At 50.7% G+C, this 12,974-nt stretch carries 11 protein-coding genes and 1 pseudogene; 2 read left to right on the top strand and 10 right to left on the bottom strand.

The genetic code is table 11. The features are described 5' to 3' along the window. Positions 1 to 61: 61 nt before the first annotated feature. The 9 genes and pseudogenes from ACI31J_RS07275 to ACI31J_RS07235 form a co-directional block, all read right to left on the bottom strand. Positions 62 to 637, bottom strand: a complete 576-nt coding sequence (locus ACI31J_RS07275; RefSeq protein WP_439773758.1) for a Fic/DOC family protein — start codon at positions 635 to 637, stop codon at positions 62 to 64. Beyond that, positions 634 to 840 carry a hypothetical protein gene (locus ACI31J_RS07270; protein WP_439773757.1) on the bottom strand — a complete coding sequence of 69 codons (207 nt, stop codon included), beginning with the start codon at positions 838 to 840 and terminating at the stop codon, positions 634 to 636. The genes ACI31J_RS07275 and ACI31J_RS07270 overlap by 4 nt, the downstream gene beginning before the upstream one ends. Positions 841 to 950: 110 nt before the next feature. Further along, positions 951 to 1,946, bottom strand: a complete 996-nt coding sequence (gene galE, locus ACI31J_RS07265; RefSeq protein WP_439773756.1) for a UDP-glucose 4-epimerase GalE — start codon at positions 1,944 to 1,946, stop codon at positions 951 to 953. Positions 1,947 to 2,081: 135 nt separating this feature from the next. Then, positions 2,082 to 3,053 carry a Ppx/GppA phosphatase family protein gene (locus ACI31J_RS07260; RefSeq protein WP_439773755.1) on the bottom strand — a complete coding sequence of 324 codons (972 nt, stop codon included), beginning with the start codon at positions 3,051 to 3,053 and terminating at the stop codon, positions 2,082 to 2,084. After that, positions 3,040 to 5,295 carry an RNA degradosome polyphosphate kinase gene (locus tag ACI31J_RS07255; RefSeq protein ID WP_439773754.1) on the bottom strand — a complete coding sequence of 752 codons (2,256 nt, stop codon included), beginning with the start codon at positions 5,293 to 5,295 and terminating at the stop codon, positions 3,040 to 3,042. Before ACI31J_RS07255 ends, ACI31J_RS07260 begins: the two co-directional genes overlap by 14 nt. Positions 5,296 to 5,297: 2 nt before the next feature. Further along, positions 5,298 to 6,809, bottom strand: a complete 1,512-nt coding sequence (locus ACI31J_RS07250; protein ID WP_439773753.1) for an exopolyphosphatase — start codon at positions 6,807 to 6,809, stop codon at positions 5,298 to 5,300. 143 nt (positions 6,810 to 6,952) lie between these two features. Beyond that, positions 6,953 to 7,762 (bottom strand): EAL domain-containing protein, encoded by an 810-nt coding sequence (locus ACI31J_RS07245; protein ID WP_439773752.1) that lies wholly within the window; start codon positions 7,760 to 7,762, stop codon positions 6,953 to 6,955. Then, positions 7,755 to 9,077 (bottom strand): annotated as a pseudogene (locus ACI31J_RS07240) (glycosyltransferase). Before ACI31J_RS07240 ends, ACI31J_RS07245 begins: the two are co-directional and overlap by 8 nt. Beyond that, on the bottom strand, positions 9,077 to 9,580 hold the full coding sequence (locus ACI31J_RS07235) for an ABC transporter permease (RefSeq protein ID WP_439773751.1): 504 nt from the start codon (positions 9,578 to 9,580) through the stop codon (positions 9,077 to 9,079). Before ACI31J_RS07235 ends, ACI31J_RS07240 begins: the two are co-directional and overlap by 1 nt. Before the next feature lie 705 nt (positions 9,581 to 10,285). On the opposite strand from ACI31J_RS07235, the gene ACI31J_RS07230 reads away from it, so the two are divergent. Both ACI31J_RS07230 and ACI31J_RS07225 read left to right on the top strand, forming a co-directional pair. Further along, positions 10,286 to 11,419, top strand: a complete 1,134-nt coding sequence (locus ACI31J_RS07230; protein WP_439773750.1) for a GGDEF domain-containing protein — start codon at positions 10,286 to 10,288, stop codon at positions 11,417 to 11,419. A 15-nt stretch (positions 11,420 to 11,434) separates the two neighbouring features. Beyond that, a complete protein-coding gene (locus tag ACI31J_RS07225) occupies positions 11,435 to 12,124 on the top strand; it encodes an EAL domain-containing protein (RefSeq protein WP_439773749.1) in 690 nt (229 codons plus the stop codon). A gap of 71 nt (positions 12,125 to 12,195) precedes the next feature. On the opposite strand, the gene ACI31J_RS07220 is transcribed toward ACI31J_RS07225, so the two are convergent. After that, complete coding sequence (locus tag ACI31J_RS07220; RefSeq protein WP_439773748.1) at positions 12,196 to 12,972, bottom strand: acyl-[acyl-carrier-protein] thioesterase; 777 nt, start codon at positions 12,970 to 12,972, stop codon at positions 12,196 to 12,198. Positions 12,973 to 12,974 lie beyond the last annotated feature (2 nt).

Genomic DNA, 12,974 nt, shown 5'->3' with positions numbered 1-12,974 from the left:
TTTCAAATCACACCTAACATCTTATCACAACCACTACCATTAGTCCCAACTTGGCACCCGATTAGTCCAGGTCCTGAACGTCCAGTAGGTGTCCCAGCTCCTGGTAGTCAATCGGGCCGTCCTGGTTAAAGACCGCCACCAGTTGATCTTGGTGAAGGGGAAAATTGAGGTATTGATGGTGCTGCATAGCAAGTAGTTGCAAAAAGGCCTTGGTGCTGCGGCCATTGCCCTCACGGAAGGGGTGGTATTCGTTGATATTGTCCAGTAATTCCGCATAGGCACTGGGCGCAATCCGGTCAGCCTGGTTGGCAGCGGCCAGCAGGCTATTGATCCACTGGGCCGCCTCCCGAAAGGTCTGGAAGTCCTGAAAGAAGTGCCCGCCCTTGGTCAGGTTATAGTCACGCACCTCCCCGGCCCAGTCGTAGACGTCGTCAAACAGGAAACGGTGCACCCGGTTGAGCTGGTCGATCTCACGGATCTTGGGGAATTGCCCGGCATGGTGCAGCAGGGCCACCGCGTTCTCGTTGACGATCCGAAACTCGCGCTGGGCAAGGGCTTTGCGATCGGTGATCCCCAGTTTATTTTTCAAGGTGCCGTTCGGATAGTTGAAACGAGTAGCTAGTTCTTGATCAGTCATTTAAACTCCTCCTCAAACTTCTGGTTGCCCCGGCTAGCCGGATCGCCAGCCTCAGCAATCGCCTGCTGGACATCGGCAACGGTCGGCCGCCAGCCTTCGTAAACGTTAAACAGCATCGCGTCCCGGACACACTGGTAGAGGCGCCGATCAGCAACGGCCACCCCCATGATCGTTTGATTTTGGTTATCAAAGTTAAACTGCATATCCATCCCTCCCTGTTCAAAACACTCCTATTATAAACAACTCTGCAGACAATAAAAACCTACCGGCACCAAATATGCACGGTAGGTTTTATCCGCTAATTCGTGTTTAATTAGTCGCGGTCATCGTAGCCCTTTGGGTGACTTGAGTGCCACTTCCAGGCCGTGGCGATGATGTCGTGAACGTCATCGTACTTCGGCTTCCAGCCCAAGATCGTCCGGGCCTTGTCACTAGCGGCAACCAGTGAGTCAGGATCACCGGGACGCCGAGGGGCCATCTTAGCTGGGATCGGCTTGCCGGTAACTTCCCGGGCCGCTTCCAGCATCTGCTTGTTGGAGAAGCCAGTTGATGAACCAAGGTTGAAGGCGTTGGACTTGTTACCAGCCTCCAGGTACTTGATTGCCAGGATGTGGGCATCGGCCAGGTCCATGACATGAACGTAGTCACGAACGTTGGTCCCATCTGGAGTGTTGTAGTCATCACCGAAGATGCTCAGTTCCTTCCGCTTACCCTGGGCAACCTGCAGAATGATTGGTACCAAGTGGGTTTCTGGACCGTGGTCCTCACCGATCGTGCCATCAGGAGCAGCCCCGGCAACGTTGAAGTAACGCAGGGCCACGAACTTGATGCCGTAAGCCTTGTCAGCCCAAGCCATCATTTCTTCCATCATCAGCTTGCTCAAACCGTATGGGTTGATTGGCTTCTGCGGATCAGTTTCCTTGATTGGCATGTGTTCAGGAACACCATAAGTAGCGGCGGTCGAACTGAAGACGATGTACTTGATATTGTGGTCGCGCATGGCCTCCAAGAGGGTGATCATGCCACCAGTGTTGTTATCAAAGTACTTGAGCGGCTTGCTCATTGATTCTGGGACAATTGAGAAGGCCGCAAAGTGAACGACGGCAGTAATGTCCTCGTTATCGAAGACCTTGTCCAAGAACTTCCGGTCCCGGATGTCACCTTCGTAAAACTTTGCTTTGGGGTTGATAGCGTCCCGGTGACCAGTAGAAAGGTTATCGGCAACAACTACGTCCTCACCATGTTCAATTAAATCCTTAACCATGTGCGAACCGATGTATCCGGCACCACCAGCAACTAAAATTGCCATACCAAATTCCTCCTTGTGTCAACTAGCTAAGCACATAATCGGCTTACCTGATTTATCCTTCAACTGGCATTGTAGCACAGTTTACCAACTAGGGCGAGTAAATTTTAGTAAAAATTACGTAAAACTGTAACCGCTTTATTTGCTATTCTTATCAGGGGTCAGATCCGGCATGTCCTGAGCGTGTTCAAGGTACTTGACCAGGACTCCCTCACGCAGGCCGCTGTTGCTGAAGCTGACCTCGTCGATGGCCAATTGCCGCATCAAGGCCAAAAGCGGCAGGAGCCCGCCGATTACCACGTCGGCCCGCTCCTTCATGACGCCCCGGATGTTGGCCCGGGTTGCCTGATCGGCTTCGAGGAGCTGGTGCATGATCGCAAAGGCGGTTTCCGACCGCAACGTCAGTCCCTGAACTGGAGCCGCCTTGCCGTCAACTGCGTTCCGCCACCGATAGATCTTGGCCAGGGCCCGGTTGCTTCCCCCAAGGGCAATGATCTTGGTCCGTCGGAAACGATTCAGCCAGCGCTGGTGGGACAGGACCTCGTCGACCTCTACCATGGCATCAAACAGGTCCGCGGCCTTGATCCGGTCCCCCAGGTGGTAACGCTGCGAAAGGGTCACGGAACCGAAGGGAATACTGACGGTTTCCTCGGCCGCCCCATCCTCGACGGCGATTAGCTCCATGCTGGCCCCGCCGGTATCGATGATGATCCCCCGCTTCAGGGGCTGAGCACTGGTTACCCCGACATAGTCCAGGTAGGCCTCCTGTTCACCGGAAATCACCTGGATATCAAAGCCACTGGCCTCCTTCGCCCGTTGCAGGAATTCCTGCTGGTTCTTAGCCTGGCGAACCGCGGCCGTGGCAACCGCCACTACCTTCTTGTCCTGGTATTGATCGGCAATTTGGCGAAAGTCCCGCAGGGCGCCGAGGGTCCGCTTAATTGGTTCCTCCTTTAAGACCTTCTCCGGCCCCATCTGTGAAGACAGGCGAACGTAACGCTTCTCGTAGTGCTTGGTTAGGATCTGACCATTTTCTTGCACTTCACTGATCTTGAGACGCACCGAGTTGGATCCCAGGTCGATCACCACTAGGTACTTATTCATCGGCATCACCTTTTCCATCGTTTAAGTGCAGGGACGGGACGTGCTTGGACAGGGTCTCAAAGACCGAGGTGAAGTGCCGCTGACTCTTGTGCTGGTGCCGTTCCTGCTTGTTCATCTTCTCCGCCTCTTTGACGAAGTATTCTTGCGAATTGAACGGGGCCGCACCCTCGCGATCGATCCGCTCGTAGTGGTCACCCTCGAGGACCCGGGCCTTGGTATTGTCCTTCCACATGATGTCGAAAATCTGGATCGCACGGGCCTTAGTGTCCGCCTGCTTGACCGGATAGAGTTCCTCCACCCGCCGGTTCAGGTTCCGGGTCATCATATCGGCACTGGCCAGGTAGATCTCCTCACTCCCGTTGCTCTTGAAGTAGTAGATCCGGGAGTGTTCCAGGAACCGACCGACGATCGAGTGAACCTCGATATTGTCGTGCAACTCAGGCAGGTCGTTACGCAGGCAGGTGATCCCCCGCACGAGCAGCTGGATTTTGACCCCGTTGGCCGCAGCATCGTACAGCCGGGCAATGATCTGCTTATCGGATAAGGAATTCATCTTCATCCGAATCAGGGCATCCCCACCGTTCTTGGCAACCTCAATCTGCTCATCAATCTTCTTGTTGATGAACTCGCGAATGCCGTCGGGCGATACCCGGAGCTGGTTAAAGTATGGCGGCCGGGCAAAACCGGACAGCATGTTGAAGAGGTTCGTCATGTCGATGCCGAGCTCATGGTCGCAGGTAAAGAGCCCCATGTCCGTGTAAAAGTGGGCCGTGACGTCGTTGTAGTTCCCGGTGCCCAGGTGCATGTACCGCCGGAGACCGTCCTCGTCCCGCCGGATTACCAGGGCCACCTTACAGTGGGTCTTCAACCCGACCAGCCCGTAGATCACGTGGCAGCCCATTCGTTCGAGCCGCTGTGCCCAGCGAACATTATTCTGTTCGTCAAACCGGGCCTTGACCTCAACGAGAACCGTAACCTGCTTGCCACGCTGAGCTGCCATTCCCAGATACTTGATGATTGGCGAATTCCCGGAAACCCGGTAGAGGGTCATCTTAATGGCCAGTACCTCAGGATCGACGGCCGCCTGGTGGATGAAGTTGACCACGGCGTCAAAGTTGTCGTACGGGTGCTGAACCAGGTAGTCCTTCTTCCGGATCGACTGGAAGATGTTATGATCCATGTCCAGGTCAGGATTGAGATAAGACTTAAATGGCTTGTAACGCAGGTCATCGTGGCCATCGACCATCCCGGAGAGCTTCTTCAAGAAGGTCAGGTCGACCGGACCGTCTACCCGGTAAAGGGAACGTTCGGTGACGTGAAGGTTGTCAATCAGTTGATCCTCCAGCCATGGGTCAATGTCGTGTTCTACCTCGAGCCGCATGACCTGACCGTGCTCACGTTCCCGGAGTTGGTGCTTAACGGCCCGCAGTAGGTCGGAGGTATCCTCCTCGGCCACATCCAGGTCCATGTCCCGCATTACCCGGTAGGTCGCCGTCTTGATGATCTGGTAACCAGGGAATAGCAGGGACAGGAACTCCTTAATCAGGTCATCAATCAAGATGAAGTTGTTCTCACCGGGCAGACGAACCAGGCGCTTGTAGATCTCCGGTACCCGAACCGTGGCAAACTTGATATCCGCTTCCTTGGAATCATCGTGCGGTTCATTCTGGTGTCGCTCAACCTCCTGGTCACCTTCCAAGATCTCCTTGGTCTTCATCGACATCGCCCGCTGCGCCGGGTCACGCCGCAATTGGACTGCGATGTTTAAGGAGTTGTTAGAGATGAACGGGAACGGCCGCGAGCTATCGTCAGCCATCGGGGTCAGGACCGGCATCAGTTCATCATTGAAGTAGCGCCGGATGAACTCGTACTGCTTATCATCGAGCTCTTTGACGTGGAGGATGTTAATTCCCTGCTCTGCCAACTGGGGGATAATCTGCTGGTTGTAGACCGTGTAGCGTTCCTCAACCATCCGGTGTTCCTTTTCGTTGACCGCATCCAGTTGCTCCTGCGGGGTCAGACCCGAAGCGTCGGTCGTGGTAACGTTGGCCGCGGCTAGTTTATGCAGTGAGGCCACCCGGACCATGAAGAATTCATCCACGTTGCTCTGGGTGATCCCTAAGAAATTGGCTCGTTCCAATAACGGGTTGGTCACGTCCGTTGCTTCGCCGAGGACCCGACCATTGAAGTCGATCCAGCTGAGCTCCCGGTTCACATAATTTTCTGGTTTGTAAAAATCCTTATACATAATTAGTGTCCGCCCCTTTCAATCAGTACCGGCTTAATGCCGAAGACATCTTTAAATAACTGTGACTTCTTACTGAAGGACCACTTCTCTAAAACCAGGTCGTCGTTAGCGGTAGCCTTGATCTTCAAGAGGTTGTCGTTAGTCAATTTGAGCTTGATCGCGGAAATCTTCTGCTGGCGCGAGTCATCCAAGGCATCCACCAGCCGGAGAATCGCGGCCAGTTTGGCCACCACCAGCTGAATATCGTCATCCATGCGCCGGTAGTGCTCCTGGGCTGCCGTCGGGGTCTCTGCGCTGTGATAACGGGCCACCTCGGCGATGATCTGGTTGTCATCGTCGGAAAGGCCAATCAACGGGTTGGACTCCAGGATATAGGCCGAGTGACGGTAGTGGCTCTGCTGGTTGATGAAGTTCCCAATGTCGTCCACCTTGCTGGCAATCTCCAGCAACAGGCGCGCGTGGTTATCCAACCGGTGCAGGGGCCGTAACTGATCAAAGAACTGGCAGGCAAACTTCGTCACGAAATCCTTGTGGGCTGCATCTACCCCATAACGTTGGGCAATATCGTCGGCTGAGGTACGAATCATGGTATTAATCTGGCTCTGGGCCTGACTGTCCGCAAAACCGTTGACCAGCCCATCCATCATCGAGATATCGGTCACATAGATACTCAACGGGTGAACCAGGTAGGCGGTCCGCGCAATTACCAGGTAGTTCGGCATCAGCAGGCGCCGTTCCTGTTCACTGGTGACGCTCTGCGCCCACGGATGCTGATTATGAGTTTCAAATCCTAGTTCACGGTTGACTTTTTTCAACGGTTCAAGCGGCAACTCCGCCAAATGCTCCCCCTGTTTGATGTAGTGGTTGCTCAGCACCGGGGCATTCTGGATCAGCAGGACCGTCCTCTTCTTTCGCTTGAGTTCCGGGGCGATGTACTCTAATTTACTGCTGATGTAATCCTGGATAATTTCCTGTGGATTCGTGGTCGTCTGCCGCAGCCGCTGAACCAGCCGGCTGATCTTGACCCCTCCCAGGTCAATCTCCCACTGCTTTTCGAAGTTGCCATGGTGAAAGAAGGCCAGAGTCATTGAATCCAGTCCCAAGGTCAACAGGTACAGGCAGTGCTTACTTAAGGACTTGAATTCCGCCAGATGGGTGACGACGCAGCCCATCGTCTTGGCCATCAGCTGGTTATTGTTCAGCCACTGGATTTTCATCCCCGTCCGGACTTCGAGCTGGTCGGCAACGTAACGGGCATCAATCGGGGCCAGGTCTTCAATTGCTCCATAGAAATGCACGTCAGTAACTTGATAATCCTTCAGCTGCTGCTTAAAGCCATCGAGGTTGTTAACGATCGTTCCCATGTTCTGGGCATAATTGGCGATTTTCCCATTGCCAAGCGCCATGGTCCCAGAGCGGACGTCATTGATCACTCGCCCCTTGGGCAGCTCAATTATTCGCAGGCTGACTTGATCAGGCTCCAAATAAATCACCGCAGTCAATGAATTCTTCACACTAACCACTCCTCTTCTTCATAAAATGTTTACTCCTGCTATAATTATAAGACATTTCACTTAACACCCCATAGGCATTCCGCCTAATTTGTTAAAAAAGGACGTGGCGACCGACTTGCTCACCACATCCTTTTCAGCATTGATTATTTATGCTTTTGCTGGACCCGCGCCGGCTGCCCATAGGCATAGCCCTGCCGGAGACCGATATTCAACTGATCAGCTAACTGAACCTGCGCTTGGTCCTCGATCTTACCAACGATTACAACCACATTGTCCTTTTGCGCACGCCGTTGCCACTGGGCAAGGGTAATGTCGATCCAGTGGTTCGGCGACTTGTCAAAGGCCCGCACGTTAAACTTTAGGTAGTCAATCTCCGGTAAGAAGGGCTCCAACAGCTTGTAAGTTCGCTGGGTGGAATCGACATTCTCGATGGACACTTTCACCGCCTGCCGATCAACCCCTTTAAGTAGCCGCCGAACCCGGTGACGCTGTAGCGGACTTGCCTGACGGAGGTCGGCCGCGTCAATTTCAATCATCAGTTGTTGGTTGTTAATAACTCCCCGCACCCAGCTGATGAAATACGCCGCCCGAAAATCGGTAATCTGGTTAACGGTCATATTTATTGCCAACAGATGGATGTTATCAATAATTTGGGGATCGATCTGGCGAATGGTATAAACTGCCTTGCTCAGCGGGAAGTTTGCCACTCCCACTGGTAAGCGCCACCGCTTATCTTGCTGGTCGAATTCCCGGAGTAGCAATTCATAGCCGTAAAGCTTCCCCTTATTGTTACAGATTGGCTGGCCAAAATACTCATACTTACTGCCAAATCCATGTTCATCATCAATTCCCACCTTGCTTTGGTAACGAATGGTGGCCTCGATGCAGAAAAAGACACAGACAACGGTAAAGATAACAAAGGTCCAAAATAGGAAAGTCTTCAAGTCATTCATTGCTATGCGCCTTTCTTTCGGGGCTAACCCATTTTCCGCTTCCGTGTCCAGTTACCGCCTTAACTGCTTTAACGCAGGTGGTCACGATTGTCAGTGGGTTCATGAGCCAGGTGAAGAGCAGGTAAAGGGGCGCAAAGATTAGGTAACGCAGCTTAGCGCCGTTAAAATCGAAAAGCAGTGCCGCCAGCACCTGAAACAGACCGGCAATCAGCTGAAAGTTAACAAAGATCATGCTCATTACGATGCCATGCCATACCCGTTCATAGTTACCGGTTAACGCGTAATGGGCCATCAACAAGATGAAGATGATACTCGTGATCCAGAAGAAGAAGGACCAGATAATCGACATGGTCGTGTCCACGAGCATCGGGATCACAAAACGGTGGCGCCAGGGATGACGCAGCACTTTGGTGAAGTTGGTCAGCCAAACCTCGGTGCCCCCCTGTGCCCACCGCTTACGTTGCCGGTAAAGGTCGTGAAACGTTTCGGGAACGTTCATGTGAAACACGATGTCCGGTGCGAACTTCGGCGTAACGTTCATAAAGGTATGGTCCCAGGCAATGCTGATGTCCTCCGTTGCCCGGTCCTGCCGAAAACCGCCGACATCGATAAGAAAACTCCGCCGGTACATCGTATTGGCTCCGCTATAGGCATACATCGTATTGTTCAGCGCCGTCTGGCTGCGCTTAATGATCCCGACAATACTCGAAAACTCAACGGTCTGGGACTTTCCCAAAAGGCACGACCGGTTATAAACATCCATGTTGGCCGTGATTGCTGCGTAATTCAGACCATTGGGACTGTTGAAATAACGCATATACTTAGTCAGGGCGTCTGGCTCCGGAATCGTGTCCGCATCGTTACTGAGGATATAGTCGCCCTTGGCAAAGAAGATCCCGATGTTGAAGGCGTGGGCCTTCCCCTTGTTCTCTTCGATCCGAATCACCCGTAGTTTGGGATACTTTTCCTGCATCTGTTGCAGGATCTGCGGTGTCTTATCAGTACTCCCATCATCCATCACTAAAATCTCATAGTTATGCTAGTTCAGGTCGTTCAGCAAGTACTCCAAGGTACTCTTAATAACCACCTCTTCGTTATGCGCCGGAATCATAATCGTAACAAAGGGTTCCTCTTTCAATGGTTGTGAATCAACCTTCTCCTCACCATGGCGAAAGATCATGTAGGAAAGTGCCCCGAAAAACCAAAACATCGATCCCAAGATGGGGTACAAACAGAGAATCAGATTGATGATCAGCAAAAACGTCATCCAAGGTGAGGTGGTCTGAAAGGCCTCATTCATAATATTAGAAACCATTAGTGCTTCACACTCGTTTCTTCGTTATTCACGATCTTCTTCAATTGATTCTTGCTGAGGTTCTGCTCCGGGCGCACCGTATAATTACGGCAATTCTGACGAAATTTCTCGTCTCCGAAACGCTCAGTCATGAAGCGTTCGGCCGCCCGTTGTTCCCATTGATTCTTGGTAATATCAAACATTGGCCACTTCTCAACCAGGCCACGGGCCCGTCGCACCTGAACATAACTCAACGCCAGGCAGAAAACGGCGATGGTTCCAAGGGCAAACGTCAGAAAGATCATCAGAAAATTCAGTTCTTGAAATCCCTCAGCGTAGTGCCAGAAGAAATGCCCCCACCGGTTATCAGTCCGGTAGGCCAGATAGGTTGCCGTCATAATAATAATCGGGGTAATAAAGACAAGCCAGCTCAACAACATCACTAAGGTTTGCCAGATCTTTGTTCCCCAATGTCCCCGCTCATAATAGCGGTCGCGGTAGCTATGTTGCAAATTTTTATCCATATTACTTCGCTTCGTAATGGAGCTTGCCCATCACTACTTGCCCGACTATTCGCGTGTCGGTAAGAATTAGAATCCCCGCACTCGGATAGCAAGTCCTTTCTTAATAAAACTTATCCGCTATCCATAATATTAACAGTCTCTCGCCGAAGCATGGCAGGGTCAGGCCCATTAATCGCCATCCCGTTAAGCTGATAATGCTAAAATCGTTATGCAAGTTTCTTACATATCGGTTAGCTAATATAATTTTTACGAATAGCACCTAAATTGTAGACTAACCGTTTTCATTTCTCAATGACATGCAATTATATTTATTCTTTTATAATTTTGACCATCAATTAACTGTGACCAGTTGATTATCAACAAGCAAATTCTCTTTCAACCGCCTGATAAACAAAGTTAATATTGTTGTTCAAGATCTTCGGATTGACTAGGCATTTCGGTGTCATTGCAAGGCAGGTGGTACCTTGGTCTTTCCTCCCCGAGTCAGTGATATTTTGATGAAATATACACGGCGTTTGACCCTCTTCAAGACCATTCATTACCCCAGGACCATTACAGAAGCATATATAAAGTTTTTTATTCAAATTATATAATTTTAATATTGACAATATATATTTTTATAATTAAATTGGAGCTGGGCTTATCGTCCAACTAGCGGTAAAATGCAAGGTGATTAGAAAATTAATAAGAAAAGAGAACCAAATTTTGGCTATTAAAATTTTCAATGCTATTGTCTACCTGCCGATAATTGTCATCTTCATGATTATCGGCCAAATTTACTTTGAGAGCTATCTCGATTCCTTTAGCCGTTATAACTCCATCTTGGCAATCATCATTAGTATCACCTACTTTATCCAGGAGCTTTGCTTATTGCAGATCTCCTTTCTCAATCTGACGGACTTAACCTTCACAATGGTCCTCCCCATCACCATGCTCTTTCGGAAAAAGCACAGCGCGATCTGGTGGGGGCTCCTCGCGGCCACGCCCCTCTTGTCCAGTCTCTATACAGCAATCATCGGTATTAATTCATTCAGTAACTGGTGGATCTGGGTGCTAAAGTCGATCTTCTTCGTGACCATCTGTTGGATCCTAATCAAGTACGTAAAATTATCCATCTTTACCCGCTACACCATGGCAATTATCAGCCTCGGAATCGTTGATTTGCTTACCCAAGCAATTGAAGGAAGGCTACAGGCGATCAGCGTCAGCGCCGCCACATTAGGACTAGCGATCTTCTTGATTCTTGAAAAGAACCGGTACGCAATTGAGAATAAAAACAAGCAAAAGATCAAACTCCTACGAAAGGAAAGCGTTCGTGATGATCTGACCGGCCTGCTTAATTACCGGGCCCTCAGCCAGGAGATCAGTGGTCTAGCCAAGCGCCAGGATATCCACAACATCTGCATTGGCGCGCTTGACATTGATCACTTTAAGTCGATCAATGACCGGTATGGTCACTTCGCGGGAAACGAGGTACTAAATACCTTCTCCACCACCCTCCGCAAACGGATCCATGCTGCCTTTCCTGGTCACGGCTACGTCTACCGTTTCGGTGGGGAAGAATTCTCCATCGTCGTCACAAACTATCCAATTACTGAAATCCACACTGTGCTGCAGGATGTTGAAGATTTCTTTAATCAACAGCCCATTGTCACGAGTGAGGGAATGAAGATCAGAATCAGCTTTTCTGCCAGCTTAACCAATCACTTGAATGGTGAAATACTTGACGACACCTTGAAACGGGCGGATAGAATGTTATATAGTGTAAAAAATAACGGTCGCGGTTGGATTGTTACCGATCATTACCACAAGCAAAGCAGTTCTAAGGATAAGGAATAGGGGGAGGAGTAAATTATGACTAAGCTGATAAATCTTCATAATATTTTTCAACCAATCCTCCAGGTTGACGACCGACTCCACGCGTCCATCACTGGGTACGAAATGCTGATGCGTGACGTATCGGGAGCCTTCCCTGGACCGCAATTTCTACATAGTCTCACTACTCAGGAAGGAAACGAGCGCTGGATTGATCTCAGTCAAGAAGCACTTGATCACGTCCTGGCTGGTCATCCTGATCGCAAGATTTACATTAATCTGGAACCATGCCAAATGGAATTTACTAATGTCTGGAAGTTTCTCGACACGATTTACCAGCAATATCACAACCAGGTGGCGGTCGAGATTACTGAACGGCGAGAAACCCTTCATAGTCTTGACTATCTCGATGATGAAATACGCCACTTAAAAGAGCTTGGCTTTGAACTCACCATTGATGATGTCTGTGCTGGCGGTAACAGCTACGCCTTCATCGTTCGGCAACTCGACGTTATCCAGCGGATCAAGATCTCGCTGCTCCTCTTTAGAAACGAGGATTTCGAAGTTCGGCACGACTTCGTCAAAGCATGGCTTGCTTTTGCCGCACATCACCAGCTTGATTTCGTCGTCGAAGGAATTGCTGATCGTAAACTCGCCCAGGCGTTTGCCGGTAATCCGGCGGTGCTGCAGCAAGGGTTCTATTGGGGAAAGGGCTCTGCTAATATATAATCACACCTAAGGCGAAAAATACCTCGCTACCATTTTTATGAATGGTAGTGAGGTATTTTTTGTCTAGAATATTATTTTTGAATTGACTTTTCGACCCAGCCGATCTCAGCAGTCGCGCAAACCTGGTCGTCTACCAGGAGGCGGTGACTGCTGACGAGGCCAGGCGTTTTTTTCACCAGTTGGAATTGGCTGGTAACGGTGGCATTTTCGCGAACCTCATGTTGGTACTTAATCACCAGACGAACTGGCCGGTGGTTTCGCAAGAACTCCCCACCCAGCGGATCCAGCAACCAGTCCAGGTACCGGGCATTATTGACGTGGTGATTAACGTCAATATCAAAATAGCGTACCCGGTACTGCCGACTAGCCGGATCAGTCGTGGTCAGGCTAGCAGGTTTGGCCAGCCGTGGCAGGCGCTTTTGCTCCGGCGAGTTAAAGGGTTCAATCAATTGTGCGGGGATTGACATCAACCGCCGCTTTTTCAGGTTCATGAACACAAAGGTAGCACGTAGGTGGAAGTAGCGTTTTTCATGACCGGCATCTGTCATCCAAAACTCACGCAAAGCAAAGAAACGGTTATACGCCAGGGCCCGGGTTCCCAGGATAACCTGATCACCAAAGTGCGGCTGCTCAGTCGCGACCTCCCCATCGTATTCGGTAATTACCCATGCACCACCAGTCTGTTGAATCGTCGCCGTATCCATCCCCAGTGCGATGGAATGGGCATCCGACACCATCGTCATCATGCTCAACATCATACCCAGCGTTGGGTGGCCAGTGTCATCACACTCATAGTATGTCAATTGGTGGGGCATCTCGTATACCTGTTTTCCTTGTCGTAACTCCATCC

Origin of the sequence: Limosilactobacillus sp., from assembly GCF_051873075.1 — a bacterium.
Lineage (GTDB): Bacteria > Bacillota > Bacilli > Lactobacillales > Lactobacillaceae > Limosilactobacillus.
This window is presented reverse-complemented; position numbering and strand designations above follow the sequence as displayed.